The organism is Paenarthrobacter sp. NPDC090520 (assembly GCF_044769205.1).
In the GTDB taxonomy this organism is placed as follows: Bacteria; Actinomycetota; Actinomycetes; order Actinomycetales; family Micrococcaceae; genus Arthrobacter.
In genome coordinates this window covers 288,394-305,940 of the sequence record NZ_JBIVXM010000001.1, presented here as the reverse complement: position 1 = coordinate 305,940, position 17,547 = coordinate 288,394, and the positions used below count along the sequence as shown (strand labels likewise).

15 protein-coding genes are annotated in these 17,547 nt (G+C 63.1%); 3 read left to right on the top strand and 12 right to left on the bottom strand.

The features are described 5' to 3' along the window. Positions 1-39: 39 nt before the first annotated feature. From ftsX to ACIQTZ_RS01435, 10 genes are all read right to left on the bottom strand, one after another. On the bottom strand, positions 40-954 hold the full coding sequence (gene ftsX / locus ACIQTZ_RS01480; RefSeq protein WP_400330111.1) for a permease-like cell division protein FtsX: 915 nt from the start codon (positions 952-954) through the stop codon (positions 40-42). Continuing rightward, positions 951-1,715 (bottom strand): cell division ATP-binding protein FtsE, encoded by a 765-nt coding sequence (gene ftsE, locus ACIQTZ_RS01475; RefSeq protein ID WP_402976889.1) that lies wholly within the window; start codon positions 1,713-1,715, stop codon positions 951-953. Before ftsE ends, ftsX begins: the two co-directional genes overlap by 4 nt. Positions 1,716-1,888: 173 nt before the next feature. Beyond that, positions 1,889-3,004 (bottom strand): peptide chain release factor 2, encoded by a 1,116-nt coding sequence (gene prfB / locus ACIQTZ_RS01470; RefSeq protein WP_400330105.1) that lies wholly within the window; start codon positions 3,002-3,004, stop codon positions 1,889-1,891. 48 nt (positions 3,005-3,052) lie between these two features. Next, the gene (locus ACIQTZ_RS01465; protein ID WP_402976885.1) at positions 3,053-3,544 is read right to left on the bottom strand and encodes a pilus assembly protein TadG-related protein; all 492 of its coding nucleotides are present in this window, start codon (positions 3,542-3,544) and stop codon (positions 3,053-3,055) included. Then, positions 3,541-3,930, bottom strand: coding sequence for a hypothetical protein (locus ACIQTZ_RS01460; protein WP_402943518.1), 390 nt, complete (start codon positions 3,928-3,930; stop codon positions 3,541-3,543). Before ACIQTZ_RS01460 ends, ACIQTZ_RS01465 begins: the two co-directional genes overlap by 4 nt. Positions 3,931-3,952: 22 nt before the next feature. Next, a complete protein-coding gene (locus ACIQTZ_RS01455; RefSeq protein WP_402943774.1) occupies positions 3,953-4,297 on the bottom strand; it encodes a TadE/TadG family type IV pilus assembly protein in 345 nt (114 codons plus the stop codon). Positions 4,298-4,395: 98 nt separating this feature from the next. Continuing rightward, entirely contained in the window at positions 4,396-4,635 is a 240-nt protein-coding gene (locus tag ACIQTZ_RS01450) for a hypothetical protein (protein ID WP_402977282.1), read from the bottom strand. Between the two features lie 71 nt (positions 4,636-4,706). After that, positions 4,707-5,648, bottom strand: coding sequence for a type II secretion system F family protein (locus tag ACIQTZ_RS01445; RefSeq protein WP_402976882.1), 942 nt, complete (start codon positions 5,646-5,648; stop codon positions 4,707-4,709). Continuing rightward, positions 5,645-6,502 carry a type II secretion system F family protein gene (locus ACIQTZ_RS01440; RefSeq protein ID WP_402976879.1) on the bottom strand — a complete coding sequence of 286 codons (858 nt, stop codon included), beginning with the start codon at positions 6,500-6,502 and terminating at the stop codon, positions 5,645-5,647. Before ACIQTZ_RS01440 ends, ACIQTZ_RS01445 begins: the two co-directional genes overlap by 4 nt. After that, the gene (locus ACIQTZ_RS01435; RefSeq protein ID WP_402943526.1) at positions 6,502-7,725 is read right to left on the bottom strand and encodes a CpaF family protein; all 1,224 of its coding nucleotides are present in this window, start codon (positions 7,723-7,725) and stop codon (positions 6,502-6,504) included. Before ACIQTZ_RS01435 ends, ACIQTZ_RS01440 begins: the two co-directional genes overlap by 1 nt. A 289-nt stretch (positions 7,726-8,014) precedes the next feature. Between ACIQTZ_RS01435 and ACIQTZ_RS01430 the strand changes: the two genes are divergently transcribed. Beyond that, positions 8,015-10,738 carry a GH25 family lysozyme gene (locus ACIQTZ_RS01430; RefSeq protein ID WP_402976876.1) on the top strand — a complete coding sequence of 908 codons (2,724 nt, stop codon included), beginning with the start codon at positions 8,015-8,017 and terminating at the stop codon, positions 10,736-10,738. 249 nt (positions 10,739-10,987) lie between these two features. Continuing rightward, positions 10,988-12,334 carry a neutral/alkaline non-lysosomal ceramidase N-terminal domain-containing protein gene (locus ACIQTZ_RS01425; RefSeq protein ID WP_402976873.1) on the top strand — a complete coding sequence of 449 codons (1,347 nt, stop codon included), beginning with the start codon at positions 10,988-10,990 and terminating at the stop codon, positions 12,332-12,334. A gap of 71 nt (positions 12,335-12,405) precedes the next feature. Here the strand turns inward: ACIQTZ_RS01425 and ACIQTZ_RS01420 are convergent, their stop codons facing one another. Both ACIQTZ_RS01420 and ACIQTZ_RS01415 read right to left on the bottom strand, forming a co-directional pair. Next, entirely contained in the window at positions 12,406-12,912 is a 507-nt protein-coding gene (locus tag ACIQTZ_RS01420; protein WP_397322331.1) for a hypothetical protein, read from the bottom strand. A 116-nt stretch (positions 12,913-13,028) separates the two neighbouring features. Then, positions 13,029-13,823, bottom strand: a complete 795-nt coding sequence (locus ACIQTZ_RS01415) for a hypothetical protein (protein ID WP_402976869.1) — start codon at positions 13,821-13,823, stop codon at positions 13,029-13,031. Positions 13,824-14,144: 321 nt separating this feature from the next. Between ACIQTZ_RS01415 and ACIQTZ_RS01410 the strand changes: the two genes are divergently transcribed. Beyond that, on the top strand, positions 14,145-17,489 hold the full coding sequence (locus ACIQTZ_RS01410; protein WP_402976866.1) for a chitobiase/beta-hexosaminidase C-terminal domain-containing protein: 3,345 nt from the start codon (positions 14,145-14,147) through the stop codon (positions 17,487-17,489). The last annotated feature ends 58 nt before the right edge of the window (positions 17,490-17,547 follow it).

Sequence of the window (17,547 nt, the reverse complement as noted above, 5' to 3'; positions counted from 1 at the left end):
TCACCGGCATCGTCTGTGCTGTTCCGTCCGTTGGCCATACTAAACCTTCAAGTAGCGGCGGAGGGTTAACAACGAGGATATCCCGGCCAGGCCACCGCCCAGGGCGATGAGCACGGGAGCGATCACCAGGACCTGGGTGGAAGAGATGAAAGGCGTGTTGAGGAACTGCCTGGAAAGATCACCGTTGAGCCAGAAATGGGCCATGAGCCACAACGTCGCAGAGGCCAGCAACGCACCGACCACGGCGGCAATGACGCCTTCGAGGATAAACGGCAGCTGGATGACCGCCTTCGACGCCCCGACCAACCGCATGATGCCCGTCTCGCGACGACGGCTGAAGGCGGAGAGCCGGATGGTGGTGGTTATCAGGAGCACGGCGCAGAAGATCATCACGGCGGCGATGCCCACGGCCACCACGGAAGCGCCGTTCATCCAGGAGAAGATTCTTTCGAGGACCTGGCGCTGGTCGCTGACCGTTTCCACGCCCGGCTGCGAAGAGAACGTTTCGCTGATGATCTGGTACTTCTCCGGGTTCTTCATGTTGATCCGGAAAGAGGCAGGCAACTGGTCCTCGGATACCGAGTCAACGATCGGCGAATTGGAGAACTGCTCTTTGAAGTGTTTGTAGGCCTCTGCCTGGGATTCGAATTGGAAGTCGTTGATGTACTGCTTGACCGCCGGCGATTCCAGCATGGCCTGAATGTTGGCCTGTTGTTCCTTCGTAGCCGGACCCGATGCGCAGCCCACTGTGGTTGAGCCATCGTTGCACAGGAAGACGGCCACCTGGACTTTGTCGTACCAGTAGCCCTTCATCTGGTTGATTTGCATCTGGAGCATGCCGGCAGCACCCACGAACGTCAGCGACACGAACGTCACCAGCACCACGGAGATCACCATGGACAGGTTTCGGCGCAGGCCGCTGCCGATTTCCCCCAGGATAAACAGGAACCTCACAGCTGGGCCCCCTGGGCGCGGGTGATTTCCTCGTCGCTGGCATCGCGCAGGCGTCGCGATTCACCCAGCACGGGAATCATCGAGGTATACAGCGCCTTGGCTTCGTCCCGGATCACTTTGCCGTCCTTGAGTTCCACAACGCGGCGACGCATCTCATTAACGATGTCGTCGTCGTGGGTTGCCATGACCACAGTGGTCCCATTCTGGTTGATCTTGTCCAGGACACCCATGATGCCCATGGAAGTGATCGGGTCCAGGTTTCCGGTCGGTTCGTCCGCCAGGAGGATTCCCGGACGGTTCACCACTGCCCGGGCGATCGCCACACGCTGCTGCTCACCGCCGGACAGTTCATGTGGCATCCGTCGTTCCTTGCCTTCCAAGCCCACCGTCTTCAGGACCTCGGGAACGGTTTCCCTGATGATGGACCGGCTTTTGCCGATCACCTGCATGGCGAACGCCACGTTGGCGAAGACATTCTTCTGGGGCAGCAAGCGGAAGTCCTGGAAAACCACACCAATGCCGCGCCGCAGTTTCGGCACCCGCCAACTGGAAATGTTGGCCACGTTCTGGCCGGCCACATAGACGGAACCCGAGGAGGCCTTGTCCTCTTTAAGGATCAGGCGAAGGAAAGTGGATTTGCCGGATCCCGACGCCCCCACCAGGAAGGTGAATTCGCCGCGGTTTATCTCAAGGCTCACAGAGTCGAGCGCCGGTCGGGCATTCTGCTCATAGACCTTGGTGACATTCTCAAATCTGATCATGGCCCTTTTGACCCCGCCGGACATGACTGATTGGCCCAGTCCAACAGCCGGAGCGCGGGCTTTCGGTGGGGGAAGTGAGAGCACCGGCCTTCCGACTATACGCACGACCCCACGGTGATTTCGGGGCTTTCGGGGGCGTGTCGCCAAAACGGGGCCAACCCCGGAACCTGTGCTTAGTCGGCGGCGTTGCGGTTGCTGGTCCGCCAGCGGATCCCGGCGTCGATGAAGTCGTCGATATCCCCGTCGAGCACTGCGGAGGTGTTGCCTACTTCGTGCTCAGTTCGCAAATCCTTAACCATCTGGTAGGGATTGAGCACGTACGAACGCATCTGGTCGCCCCATGATGCCTTGACGTCTCCCGCCAGCGCCTTCTTTTCTGCATCTTCCTGCTCCTTCTTCAGCAACAGGAGCCGGGACTGAAGGACGCGGAGCGCGGCTGCCCGGTTCTGCAGCTGCGACTTTTCGTTCTGCATGGACACCACGATCCCCGTGGGAATGTGCGTCAGCCGGACGGCGGAGTCCGTGGTGTTAACGGATTGCCCGCCCGGCCCCGAGGACCTGAAGACATCCACACGGATCTCGTTGTCCGGGATCTCAATGGAGTCGGTCTGCTCGATCAACGGAATGACTTCCACCGCCGCGAACGACGTCTGGCGCCGGCCTTGGTTATCGAACGGGCTGATCCTGACCAGGCGGTGTGTTCCTGCCTCCACGCTGAGCGTCCCGAAGGCATAAGGTGCCTTCACTTCAAAGGTGGCGGACTTCAGCCCGGCCTCTTCGGCATAGGACGTATCCATCACCGTGGTGGGATAGCCGTGGCGTTCGGCCCACCGAAGGTACATGCGGAGGAGCATCTCCGCGAAGTCTGCGGCATCGACGCCACCCGCGCCGGCCCGGATGGTCACCACGGCTTCGCGTTCGTCATACTCACCGGAGAGCAGGGTGACCACTTCGAGGTCCGCCAAGGCCTTGCCGATCGAGGCCAGTTCCTTTGCGGCTTCCGCCAAGGAGGCTTCGTCGCCTTCGTCCTGGCCGAGTTCAACCAGCACCTCCACGTCATCAATCCGTGCAGAGAGCCTGGTGAGGCGTTCAAGTTCCGACTGCCGGTGCGACAACCGGGACGTGACCACCTGCGCGGAAGCGGGGTCGTCCCACAGGTCCGGTGCTCCGGCCTGTTCGCTCAGCTCGGCGATCTCGGCCTTCAAGGCATCGACATCACTGACGTTCTCGATGGAACTGTAGGTAGCGCGAAGCGCACGGATTTCTGCGGGAAAGTCGATCTCAGCCATGATCTTTCCAGCGTACGCTATCGGCGCCGCTCACCCGGCTGGGCGCCGCTATTGCGTCAGCCGGGACCTCGACGTGGACCGCGCCTCAACGCGTATTCCCTCCGGCAGAAGGAAACTGACCACCGGAGGATGCGCGACGGCGGTGAGAACCACCACCGCGGTACCGCCGGCAAAGCTGCCGGTTCCCGGCGCAACGGACAGCCGATCATGGCTGGCATAGGCGTCGATGTCGATCAGGTACGCCCCTGCCGCGGCCACCACTCGTTCGTCCACCAGGAATGCACCCGGCACCTCCCGGGCGCCGATGTCTTCGGGCCTGAACGTGTCCGCCGCGGCGAGCGCGGCACCATCGGCCATCGAGAGCAGCCGTTGATGTTCCACGTAAACGGCGGAAACGGCCATGACAACGCTCGCAAGGAGCAACGCCAGCAGGATGAATCCGATCGTCAGGACCGTGATCTGCCCTGCTTCGCGTTCTTTGCCGAAAGAGAGGCTTCTGCAGGCAGGCGCTGCCTCGTTCAAAGCCAGTACCGAGCTCAACGGAAACGCCCGACTTTTTGGGTTGCTGAAGCATGAAGGCGGGCGGCATCCAGGTGTAAGGCATCCCCAAAAGGCGCCATGGGCAACGGAACAGTGACCTGGATGGAGACCGTAACAGCGGCACCCGCGGACAGGCAGTCGTGACGATCGCATGAGACATCCAAGGCAACGGCGTCCGGCAGGAAGCCGTAGTCCTTCGCCGCAACCAGGGCGGCTTGCTCGGCTGCAGCCCGGGCCGCGCCGGGTTCGGCCTGTTGCACGTAGGCTTTCGCGGCCTGGTCGGCCGCTCCAACCACGGCAAACATTCCCCCTTGGATCTGGCCGATGGTCACGACGAAGTAGATGAGCGGAACCATGAGCAACAGGCCAAGAAGTATGAATTCCACGGAGGCGTTTCCCCGTTCGGCCTCAAGGCACCACGGCATGCCCGACCACTTTCAACGAGCCTCCGGCGCCCAGGAGTCCAACCACGGGCAGCGGCGCAGTGACCCTCACTTCCAGGGTTCGGATGCCCCCTGCTTCGACCACTGCCGTCGTGATGTCCTCCGCGAACCGTTCGTTGAGGACACCGGTGATCAGTTCGGTGGTCCTCTCCTCGGCGTCGGCCGCCGTACGGTCTGCCATGGCCCCGTAGCGGGCGCCGGAAGCAGCAGCGTCAATGAGCGTGTTGCGAACGTGGAGGACCAGCATCAGTTGGACCACGGCAACGAACAGGGCCGTCATCACCGAACCCACCAGGACGAAGTCCACCACGGCAGCCCCGCGCTCGCCCGCCGCGGTCTGGTCGGCGGGTCCCCGCGTGACCTCCCTTCTGTGGACTCCCGTTCCGGCTTTCGCGCAGCTTTCCGGCACTAGTTGCCCACCTTGGACATCGCCTGGTTGAAGAGGTTTTCCAAGGCAGGCGATGCGATGGCAAGGAGACCCGCCACGAGGATCGCGGACATCAAGGTGATCATTACCCACCCGGGCACGTCGCCCCGCTCGGTTTCGTCGTCCATAGGGGTGGCCCGCAGCACAAGTGCCATGGCCCAGGCGGAGAGCTTCCGCGTGCCGGAGGTTCCTGCGGCGCGGGTGGAAAAGTGGCTGGTCAAGGGATCCCCGATTCTTCATGGTTGTGAGTGAAATGAAAACTGTCGTGTCCGCTGTTTGTGGGCAGCGCTCCCTAGAAACTCAAGTCCAAAGCCGTGACTGCCGGGAAGGCAGCAAAGATGACTGTCAGGGGCAGAATGCCGAAGACAAGAGGGACCATCATTCCGATTTCCTTGCGGCCCGCCGATTCCATGAGCTCGCGTTTTGCGGCGTCCCGGACATCAGCTGCCTGCGCCCTCAGCACGTCTGCCAAGGGCGTACCGCGCTCTACCGCCACCACCAAACCATCCACGAACCTGACCAGCGGAGGAAGGTCCGTCCGGGCAGAAAGCGCCTGGAGCGCCTCAGCCAGTGGTTTGCCCGCTCGGGTATCGGCCAGGACGGCGGCAAACTCCTCCGCCAGGGCGCCTCGTGAGGTGCGGCAGATCCTGTCCAACGCCCCTGCGGCGCTCTCCCCTGCGGCCACCGCGAGCGCCATGAGTTCTGCAAGGCCGGGAAACTGGGACAACAGTGCTGCATCGCGCCGTTTGATGGCCTGGCCCAACACGTGGTCCCGGAGCAAGTAGCCGCCCAGGGCGGCTCCCCAGATCAAAGCGACGCCACCCACCGGATTGAATCGGCCTGCGGCAGCGTTCACAGCAACACCGATCAGGGCAACTATGAACCCCGCGGCCGCCCACACCAGCTGTTCGGCCCTGAAATCCAGAACGGACTTTGCGGAACCAGCCCGCGCCAACCGCTTGGCCAAGGCAGCCCCACCCGGGTTGAAACGGCTGACGAAAGCCAATCCATCGCCGATCACGGGGCGAAGAATCCGCTCCAGCGCACCAAAGGGGGTACCAGCGGTGGCCGTGGCCCGAAGTAATCTCGATTCGAGGTTGAGCGTCCTAAGCTGCGGTTCCACCCTGTCCGAAAACGTCATAGGGCGCATGAATGGCAGTCGGGCAACCACCAACCATGCTCCTGTTCCCAACAGCAGGCCCAGGAGGACAGCGGTGGTTGTGGAACCGTTCATCCGAGCACCCGTTCGTCCTCGGGAAGGGCACCAATACGCAGCATGGCGGTATAGCAGACTGCGGAAACAACAAGGCCGCCCAGGAGGACCATGGCCCCGGTCGCCGTGTTGTACGCGAGCATGGCTTCAGGCCTTCCGGCCATGACCACCAGGACTATCCATGGCGCAGCCACCGCAAGCCTTGCTCCGTTGACGGTCCAGGACTGCCGCGCTTCCAATTCATTGCGGGTCCGGGCACTTTCCCTGAGGAAGTCGGCCAGGGTTCCCAGCATGCGGCCAAGGTCGGATCCGCCAACCTCGCGTGTCATCCGCAGGGCTTCCATGATGCGGTCAGCAACGGGATCCGCCAGTCTCGCTTTCACAGTGGTCAAGGCAGCATCGAACCGGCCACCGGATCTGTAGTCGGAGCCGAAGTCCGTGAAGACGTGGCGCAGTTCTTCCGGGCCCTTGGTGCCAAGCTGGATCAAGGCATCAGGAAGGGAAAGTCCTGCGCGGATAGCCGAACGAAGGTGGTCCACAACATCCGGCCACAACTGCCGCAGCACAGCGCGTCGTCTCCGCGCCCGCCTGCGGACAACAGCCAGGGGCAGCCATGCACCAAAGACACTGAAGCAGGCGGACACGGGCAGCGATCCCGTGACCAGGAAGAAGACCAGGAACGCCGCCAGGCCGACGCCCGCGCAACAAAACAGCAGGCCAGCACTGGAAACCTTTTCGATTCCCGCGGAGAGCAGCAGGAGTTCCAGCTTCCGCGGAACGTGGTTTCGACGCGCCTGCGTGTCGGGCTTCTCCCAGGCAGACCACCACACCAGGAACATCCCTACGCCACCCACAGCACCCAGCAAGGGAGCCATCAGTTCAATTCCAGCAGGGCCGCGACGTCGAATCCCGAGCGCGCGAACTTGTCGATGGCGGGCAACGAGGTGCCGTTGGGCACCAACCGGCCCTCGGCCATCTGGAACACCGGCGACGATTCGATCACGCCGTTCTCCACCCGGCGGCCAAGGGCCAGGATTTCAGTTACCTGCCTGCGGCCGGTGGAATGCCGGCTGCAATGCACTACGAGGTCAAGGCACGAAGCGACGGTGGGCACAACAAAGGCATTGGAGATGTTTGCTCCCGCAAGGAGTGGCAGGGTACAGATCTTGGTCACGGCATCATGGGCGGAGTTCGCGTGCACAGTGCACATGCCAGGGAGTCCCGAGTTCAAGGCAATGAGCATGTCCAGGCTTTCGGCTTCCCGGACTTCCCCCACCACCAGCCGGTCCGGCCGCATGCGCAAGGCCTCCTTGACCAGCCGCCTCATGGGTATTTCACCCTCCCCTTCGAGGTTAGGCTGCCGGCACTGCAGCCCCACTACATCCCTCAGCGGCAACTGCAGCTCGAAGATCTCTTCCACAGTGATGACCCGTTCCCGGGAACCGATGGCCGCAGCCAAGCAGTTCAAGAGCGTCGTCTTTCCTGCTTGGGTTGCCCCGGAGACAAGGATGTTCAGCCCGCTGGCCACCGCTGCGGAAAGGAACCTCGCCGATTGTGGCGTCAGGCTTCCCATATCCACCAAATGGTCCAACTTGCTGGCCCGTGCAATGAACTTCCGGATATTGACGGCCCAATGCTCTCGTGTGACATCCGGAATGGCCACGTGCAGGCGGGACCCGTCGGGCAGGGAGGCGTCGACAAAGGGGGTGGACAAATCCAGCCTGCGCCCGGAGCTCTTGAGCATGCGCTCCACCAGATCGCTGATCTGTTGACCGTTCAAGGTGATGGCTGTCAGTTCGGACTCACCGTTGCGGGCCACGAAGATCTGGCTGGGTGCATTAATCCAGATTTCCTCGATGCCGGGATCGTCAAGCAATGGCTGTAAGGGGCCGAATCCAGCGACGGCGTCGAAAACGTGCCGCCGGGCCTCTTCCAATGGGCCAAGCGGAGGCAACGATCCCAGGAGGGACCTGTCGTCGTAGTCGCGAACTGCCGCATCGACCAGTTGCCGAATATCCGACCCCTTGTCCAAAGGATCCAGACCGCTTCGCCTGATGAGCTCACGGACCTCTCCCTCGACGATCCGCAGTGCTTCCATCAGTCCCCCAATAGCCCAATAACCTGTAAACGAGAGGCGCATCTCGAGTTACTTACGCTAGGCGAGCACGACCGCCCTTCCAAGCAGCCCGGTGGAAGCTGTGGATAAGTCCGCATCATTTACCCCTTTGGCAGCTCCAGCACCACTAGTCACTCCAGTTTCGAAGGTGTTAGGGTAATGCCCGTTAGGAGCTGGCCTTTGGTCTCATGCGCAGGCGCCCGCCCCGGAGCTTGTCCGCAAGCCATCACCATGCGCCGCTGAGCCGCGGCACAGGGCCGGAAATGTGGATATGACAAGCAACCCAGTACGGTCGATCCGTCGCATTCCCCTGGCCAAAGCGGGGTTTGCCCTTTCACTTGCCCTCGCGGCCGGTACCTTCCTGGTGACGCCGGCCTGGGCTGACGACTCCGGCCCGCGCCCGGTTCCGCCATCGGTGAGCGGGCAACCGACAGTTCCGAAGGCGGAGTATCCTCCCATCGGCTCGTCGCCGAGCGTGGACGCCCCGCAGTCCGCGAAGACGCCGGCGGGTAACTCGCCGGCCGCGAATACCGCCGTCGAACCTTCAACGGCCGGGAGCCCGGCAGCTGTGCCACCTTCTTCCGATACCGCGCCCACTCCCTTGGCCGAGCGCGCGAAGCCTGGCGCAGCCCCGGATGCGGAGGCCCTGAAGGCCGCCATGAGGGCGGCCATTCCGGCCGGCGGTGCCGAAATGGGCCAACGGTCGCCACGTGTTGCTTCTTCGAAGCAGCAAGCCGGAACCGCAGGCCCCGCTGGAGCGCGCGGCGTTGGCAGCGTGGTGCCCATGGCTCCCGATCCCGGCCACTGGCAGCCGACAGTGGGCGTCCAGGGGCAGGACGTCAGCGCCCACCAAGGCAACGTGGACTGGCAAAGCCAGTGGAACCAAGGTTCCCGTTGGGCGTACGTCAAGGCCTCGGAGGGCAATTACTACGTCAACGAAAACTACGCGCAGCAGTACAACGGCTCCCGCAACGTGGGCATGGTCCGCGGCGCCTACCATTTTGCAATCCCCAATTGGTCTTCCGGCGCGGACCAGGCACGCTATTTCGTTGCCAACGGTGGTGGATGGACAGCTGACGGCTACACGCTGCCCCCTGTGCTGGACATCGAATACAACCCCTACGCCGGCCGAACCATCAACGGCTTCTACTTCGGCAACACGTGCTACGACATGTCCAAGGCCCAGCTGGGTCAATGGGCCGCAGACTTCGGCAACACGGTCAAGGCCCTGACAGGACGCTTCCCCGTCATCTACAGCACCACCGACTGGTGGAATACCTGCGTCGGGAACACGACCTTCGGCAGCTACCCCCTATGGATCGCCTCCTACTGGTCCAACCCCACCAACTCCCCCGGCACCATGCCGGCAAGCTGGGGCAACTACACCATGTGGCAGTACAGCAGCACGGGCCCCTTCCAGGGCGACTCGAACATCTTCAACGGCAGCTATGACCAGCTGCGGACCTTCGCCCGCGGCGTTTCCTACCCCTCAAATCCATCCATCAAGTCCGGCGCCGACATCCTCACCACCAGCGCGGCGGGCAGGCTCGACAATTTCCCGGCAGATGGCAGCGGCAGGATCACCGGCCCGGTCACCATAGGTTCGGGCTGGTCCGGAGCGAAGGCGGCCTACGTGGTCGACTGGAACCAGGACGGCGTCCAGGACATCCTTTCGCAATGGTCCGACGGCACGTTGAAAGTGTTCAGGGGCGCTCCCGGCGGGGGTTTCTACGCCCCCATCCAAGTGGGTTCCGGCTGGCAGGAAATGTCCCTCACCGTCGGCTGGTGGAACTCGAAGGATCCGTATCCCGGCGTGATCGGGCAGGACTACCTTGGCAACCTTTACCGGTATCCGAATTCCGGCGGCGGGGCCCTGGGCAGCGGTGTCAGGATCGGCACCGGGTTCAGCGGGCACCAGCTGAACCAGATCGACTTCGACGGCGACGGCAACCAGGACCTGGTCACACGAACCGCAGACGGGACGTTGCGCCTCTACAGGTCCAATGGTGTGGGCAGCTTCATCAACGAGCCCGCGAGGACCATCGGTACCGGATGGTCCGGCATGAGCGCGGTCAGCTCCGCCATCAACTTCAGCGGCGCAGCTTCCCAGGGCCTCCATGCACGGGCAGCCAACGGCGACCTCTACTACTATCCGGCCATGTCCGGTTCCTGGGGCAACCGCAGCCTTATTGGCCTCGGATGGAACGACGCCAGCCTCATCAGCGGGGCACCCCTGGATGTGGAGACCACGCTGGGCATCGATGAAGAGGACATCCTGGCCGTCCGCCCGGACGCCAACCTTTACCGCTACCCCGGAACGGGAACAACTGCACTGCTGCCCCAGGACCTCCTGGGAACCGGGTGGGCCGGGCTGCAAGCAGGCTTCGTCACCGACTGGAACGGCGACGGCGCGCTGGACATTGTGGCCCAGTGGTCCGACGGACGCCTCAACGTCTACCCGGGCAGGAACGGCAGCGGTTTTGGCGCCCCCATCTCCCTTGGAAGCAACTGGAAGAACTGGACATTGACGGTCGGCACATGGAAAAAGGCCGATGCGAATCCGGCCATCGTGGGCTATGACGCCACCGGCCGCCTTTACTACTTCGCCAACCCCAGTGGCAAGACGGTTTCCACCGGAGTCTCCATCGGCGTCGGTTGGTCCGGACTGGACATCGCCCAAATGGACTTCGACAAGGATTCGAACGCCGACCTCGTGGCCAAGACCACCACGGGTGACCTCAGACTGTACCGAAGTAACGGAACCGGCAATTTCATCGCCGAAACCCCGCGCGTGGTGGGCACAGGCTGGGATATCATTTCCAGTTTCGGTGCGATACGCAGTTTTGCCGGGGCAGGGTCCACCGGGATCATGGGCCGCACCACTGGTGGCGAGCTCCGCTATTACCCGGTTGGTTCCAACAGCACCTGGGGTACCCCGTCAAGGGTCGGAACCGGATGGAACGGCCTGACGATCCTCACCCCCGCGGCCAGGTAACCACCCGGCGGCACGTCATGAAGGGCCCGTCCACGGTAATTCTCCGCGTGGACGGGCCCTCGTGCGTTTGTCCTACAAGACGGTGGCCGCACGCGATATTAATCCGGCCTCAACCGGCCTAATTTCCTCCATCACATGTTCTAATGAAGGTGGTCTCACGTATTGGCTGTTCAGCGCATTCGGGAAACGGACTTTGTTTGGGGGCAAACGAAGAACATCCCGCAGCGCGCAATCAAGGAGTGATCTTTTATGGCGTTTAGAGTTGGAACTGCCATCGCTGACATTACGCCGTCCCTGAGCACCAATCCGTATATGGCGGGATATGGGACTACCGATGGCGGGCGCGAAGCCACCAGCAGTTCCCCGTTCGAGCCCCTCTACGCCCGGGCCATCCTCATCTGGGAAGACGCCAGTCCCCACATCATCATCAGCCTGGATGTACTGGCCTTGCCGCGGGCCATGCACCAACGCATCAGGGACCGGATCCTTGATCTCGCGGACTGGTCCACCAGTGACGTCCTCATCCAGGCCACGCACACCCACAACGGCCCTGCCTTGATCGACACGTTGCATCCCTTCATGGCCTATGGGCTCGCGGACCTGGGCTTGGTCCGGTCCTACAGCGCGGACCTTGAGGACACCATCGTGAATCTCGCCCAGGAAGCCCTGGACGCTGACGAGACAGCCGTGACCTTCGACTACAAGGTCTCCACCCAGAATTTCTCGGCCAACCGCGTGGGCCTGCCGTATACCGAGACGGCAGTGCCGATCCTGGTAGCCAGGCGGGGTAACGGCACCCCGGCAGCCGTGATCTTCAGCTATGGCTGCCACCCCATCAGCGCGGGGTTGCGGACGCTTTTCGACGGGGACTTCGCCGCCGGCGCCTGCAACTATATCGAGAACCGCAATCCGAATTGCTTCGCGATGTTCATCCAGGGACCCGCCGGCGACCAGGATCCCGGCGGCGTCCGCAGTTGGGAACTGCGGGACCAGCATGGCGATGCACTGGGAGCCACGGTCAACAACAATATGCAGTCCGCAGGCCGCGCCTTGGCCGGCCCCATGGTCACCAGGTACCAAGAGGTCCAATTGCCACTGGACATCACTCCAACGGCGGCAAACCTCGCAGCCGTGCGGGCAGCCTACGTCTCACGCCTTCCGAACCCGAACGGGCAGCCGCAGTGGTACCAACGGCATGCACAGGTGATGATCGGGCGGATCGACAGCAACAGCTACGCCACATCCGTGCCGTCCCCCTTCCAGGTCTGGAAGTTCAACGGCAGTCCCCAATTGAAGATCGCCATGATCGGTGGCGAACTTGTGAGCGGCTATGCCGCCTACTTCCGCAACAGGAACGGAGGGACCAACGGAATCATTGTTGGTGGATATGCCAACGAGTCCTGCTGCTACATTCCCAGCAATGAATTCTTTCCGCCATCAATGCCCCTGGGCAGCTACGAGGGTGGCTGGGAGCCGGATTATCCGGGAATTGCTGGCGGCTCCATGACCGTCTATGGCCACATTGCCCATTTCAAGGCCGGCGCAAATGGCGTGGAAACCACGCTGATCAATGCGATGAATTCACTGCTCGCCTAGAATTCAGGCAGCGGCAATGGCGCGGACCCGAAAAGGGTCCGCGCCATTTGTTTGTGCACCAGGAATAATTGCTAGGAAACCACGGCAGTCTTCAGCCATCTCGTAAAAATGGCCGCCTGAGGCGCCAAGGGCGCCAGCGTCAGGGACCCTTTCACCACGGGAACGCCGTAGGCCGCAAGAGAGGCGGCCAGGTTCCGCGGATCGGTCCGGGTAGAGGCACGGATGATCCGGAGGCAGAGCTCGGAGGCCTGTCCACCCGGGGCTCCGGCAGCCACCGCGGCATTGACGGCAGCGGTCTCTTCGGATGTCAGCACGTGCGGACCCGAACCAACATAGGCCACTTGGCAGTCCGTGATGTGCATGTAGCGGGTGGAAGCCCACACCTCTTCCAGGCTTGAGAACTTGCCAATGAGGCTGCCGTCTGCGGCCAGGCACGTGAATTGGTACCTCACCAACGGCTCGGGCTTTTCCCTGGCCACATGGTCGTCTTTCGCGACGGCCGGCGCCACGTCAAGGGCGGAGGTTTGGGAAGTTTCTACTTTGGTTCCTGAGCAACCGGCCAGGGCAATTGTTGCCACACCAAGCTGAAGAACACTGCGCCTGCGCATGTCCACCGAGGGATCCCCACTTCATTCGGATGCTCCCCAGCTCCGCATGCATTGGTTATTCGCCCCACGCCGTTTCCGGCTGCGTCTTAGTACATCTTCCCCCAAATTCCGCATTTGTCACTAGTAAAGTTTTGGCCGGCTGCCAAGTCCACGGTCTTGGAGGCCTCGGGAAGGCCGCCGCTGGCTACGACGCTTCCGCCTGGCGCGGCGACCGACCAGGCGCATCCGTCGGTCGAGGTTCCTTGCTTGACCAGTTGGTAGCGGCCCGGTTCCATCTGTTCCCCGACTGCATGGGTACCATCGCCGACGCGTGTCCCGTTGGCCCAGCCGGCGAGGATCTTCCCCTGGGGGGCGTCGGGACAGTACTGGGCCGCAGCAAGGAGCGTTGCCCTGGCAGTTCCCGCAAACCCGTCCGGCCCCGCCTCGTCGCTGATCCTGGTGCACAGCCGGAGGATGTCCAGCATCACGGCCAATCCCCCATCCCCAGCGTCCTGCTGGCCGGCGGCGGAAACCGCTTCGGCTTCACGGGGTGTCGGTTCGAACGGCTGCTGGCCTTCGTAGCCGACTTCGCAGGAACCCATGCGGGTGTAGTTGGTTGCGGCCCACACCTCGGCAAGGCTGGACAGTTGCACCTCCGGCGATGCGTCCAGGCTGGTGCAACGGAAGGAGTAGCGGCCGGGTTCGTCGTCACCGGGGCCGATGTCACCTTGGCCGGGTGGGTCACTCAACGGAACGGACGACGGCGACGGGCTGGGTGCCGCGGTCACGGTGCCGCCCGTGGAAGCCGACGGGCTGGAACTGGCAGAGGGCTGTGGCGCAGGGGCGGTGCATCCGCCCACGAGCATCACCAGGAACACTGCCAAAGGGATCATTCTGCGCATTGCTACCTCCACCTCAATCGTCGGTGGCACGTAAACGGCGGTCAAGACAGGGCGCTGTCAAAACCGGGGACGGGCCAGGTTCCGGACGGTGCCGAAAAAATCCACTAGTGACAAATGTGAAAATTGGGGGAAGATGTACTAAGACGCAGCCGGAAACGGCGTGGGGCGAATAACCAATGCATGCGGAGCTGGGGAGCATCCGAATGAAGTGGGGATCCCTCGGTGGACACGCGCAATCGCAGTGTTCTTCAGCTTGGTTTGGCATGCCTTGCCCTCTCCGGTCGCTCAAGAACCTCTCATGAAACCTCCCGCCATACTGCCTTGGGGACCAAGGGCGAACGGCTCCGGCGTCGGAAAGCCACCGCCGTCGTTGCAGCAGCAAGCCTTGCCACGGCGGCACTGACGGGAATGCTGGCAGCTGGACCCGCCGCAGCTGACCAGGCCCGCCAAACCGTGGCCGTTGGCCTGACCAAGGCTGCCGGCGCAGTCGTCGACCCGAAGGGCCGGATCTGGGTATCCGATTCCAGGGCCGGCTTCTGCCGTGTCACCGAGACGGCCGGTGCAACCAATGGCGGCCTCGAAACCAGCACGTGCCTCGGCGGAACCCTCACCGGCCATAAGACTGGGCCCGCCCTCGCCGGCACCCCGGCAATCATCGATCCAACGCCGGGCAACCCGGGCAGTGGTGACGAAATCGCGTTCATTCCGGATGCCGCCGTCGGAAGTTCCGAGGTATACCGTGCCGTGTGGAACGCAGGGAGCAGCGTCTTCAACTACAAGAGCCAGCTGACCATTTTCGATGGTGACCTCCGGCCGAACGCTGCCAGCGACGGTCCTGACGGCAACATCTACTTGTCCTTTGCCAATGCCAGGTCCATCGTCAAGATCGTCGATCCAACGGCACTCCACCCCAGCATCGAGTCCATTGCCTCTGTCAATTCCAGCTCGCTGGGGATCGCGGCAACCCACCGCAACAGCGGCGGCAACGTCGTAGTGTATGTCGCGGAAACATCGGGCCTGACAGTCTTCACTGCACCGGACGATGGCGTCTTGACCAACTACGTACCAACAGCCTTGTACAACGTCGGCAAGCCGACGGCCATCTACTACGATTGGCAGACGCCCCTGGTGCTCTACACCGGGACCGGCGGAGGCACCGGTATTTCCGATGCCGGCAAGGACACCATTTCCCGGATCGACCTGAGCAACGACTCTGTGGACAACCAGTGGGCGCTTGGCTTCAGCAAGGTCGGCGGCATCACCATGCGGGACGGCAAGGTCCTGGTCATGGACGATCCCGGCCAACTGGACCCGGCCAAGCCGAGCGGACAGGGCAGGCTGCAGAGCCTCGGCGGCATCGTGCCGTCCATCGTCAGCGGCCCGACGGCGGCAAACGGCACCCAGGCGGCCAACCCCGCCTTCACCAACGACTCCACGCCCACCTTCACTGTGGCCTCGACGCCTCCGGGCGGCGCCCTCGACTGCAGCCTGCAGCTGAGCACGGCCGCACCGGTCTGGAACGGCTGCACCAGCGGAAGCTTTACGCCCGCCACCGCCTTGGCGGCCGGCGCCTACACCTTCTCCGTCAGGGCGGCACCATCCGGCGTTCCGGTTTCCCGTTCCTTCACCATCGACCTGACGGCTCCGAAGGCGCCGGTCATCACCGCACCGGCTGACGGGTCAACGATCAACGGCTCTCCGGTTCTGGGGGTCACGTCGGATCCGGACTCAGCACTTTCCTGCTCCATTGATTCCACTACCGCGTTTACGGCCTGCGCCAATGCGCAGACACTGAACCTTGCCACGGCAGGCCAGCATGTGATCCGGGTCAGGGCCACAGACATGGCCGGAAACGTCAGCCCCGTCGCCTCGGTGACAGTGACGGCAGACCTGACCGCTCCCCAGGTGAGCATCACCTCACCGGCGCAGGGAGCAACGGTGGGCGCCTCGCCGTCGTTCGTCTTCACGTCGACGTCAAGCGACATCGCAGGCTACCGCTGCAAGCTCGGCAACAATGCCTTCACTGAATGTACGTCGCCCAAGGCGTACACCAACCTGCCCAACGGAACGGCAACGTTCACGGTCGAGGCCAGGGACGCAGCAGGAAATACGTCCACAGCCACCCGAACGGTAACGGTGTCCGCTGCGGACACCACGGCTCCGGTGGTTTCGGTCAATCCAGCGGGCGGCACCTACGGTCCCAACAAGACCGTTACCCTGTCCGTCAACGAGGCTGCAACCATCTACTACACCACTGATGGAAGCACCCCCACTGTCGCCAGCTCCGTGTACACGGCACCCCTGCCATTGCAGACCATGTCCCTGAAGTACTTCGCCAAAGACACGGCCGGCAACTCCTCGGCCGTCGCCACGCAGGCCTACACGGTGGACAGCACGGCGCCTGTGCTGACGGTGTCCCCGGCGGCCGGTGGCTATCCCTCCGGCCAACTCGTGACGATGACATCCAGCGAGGCCGGCAGCATCTTCTACACCACCGACGGCACCACGCCTGGCACGGCAGCCACTGGAAGCACCAAGGCTTACACCGCGCCGTTCGCGCTGACGGGTAACACCACCGTGAAATCCCTCGCCGTGGACGCCTACGGCAACACCTCAGCTGTCCAGTCCACCACCTACACAGTGCTGGATACAACGCCACCGGTGGTCACAGCCAATCCGGCCGCAGGCAGTTACCCTGCCAACCAGCAAATCACGCTGACGGCCAATGAAGCCGGCTCCAGCATCTACTTCACCACCAACGGGACCAATCCGACGGCCACGGCCGCCAACAAGTACTCCACGCCGATCACGCTGACCGCGGCCATGACGCTGAAGTACTTCGCGGTGGATCCGGCCAACAACAGTTCGGCAATCGTCAGCCAGGCCTACACCGTGGCAGCCCCACCGGCCAACACCTGGAAGGACTACACCGGGGACGCCAAGAACGATGTGATTGCCCGCGATAACGGCGGCACGCTCTGGCTCTACCCGGGCAACGGGGCCGGCGGATGGTTGACCCAGAAGTCCCTCGGAACGGGGTGGAACTCGCTCACCGCGATCGTTCCCACCAAGGACTTCAACGGTGATGGCCGCAGCGACGTCTTGGCCCGGGACGCCAACGGTGTCCTCTGGCTGTACCCCGGAAACGGTGCCGGTGGACTCCAACCGCGGATCCAGGCCGGAACAGGCTGGAACGCCATGACGCTCATCCTGGCGCCGGGCGACTTCAGCGGCGACGGCAAAGCAGACCTCCTCGCACGGGACTCCGCCGGCGCCCTCTGGCTCTACCGCGGGAACGGGACTGGCGGCTTCGGCACTGTGACACAAGTCGGCTCGGGCTGGAACGCCATGAACGCCATCCTGAGCACGGGCGACTTCAACGGTGACGGGAAAACAGATGTGCTGGCCAGGGACACCTCCGGCATCCTCTGGCTGTACCCGGGCAACGGTACCGGCGGCTGGCTCAGCAGGGTGCAAGTGGGCAGTGGCTGGTCCTCGATGACTGCCATCCTGGGCCCCGGTGATTTCAACGGGGACGGAAAGAACGACGTCCTGGCCCGGGACGCCGGTGGCAACCTGTTCCTCTATCCGGGCAATGGAACGTCCGGCTGGCTGTCCCGCAGCCAGGTCGGATGGGGATGGGGAGGCTTCACATCGCTCCCCTGACCAGAGCCACATAGGGCAGGACGGGGCTACCTGCCCTGTGGCTCATAAGAAAACGGCC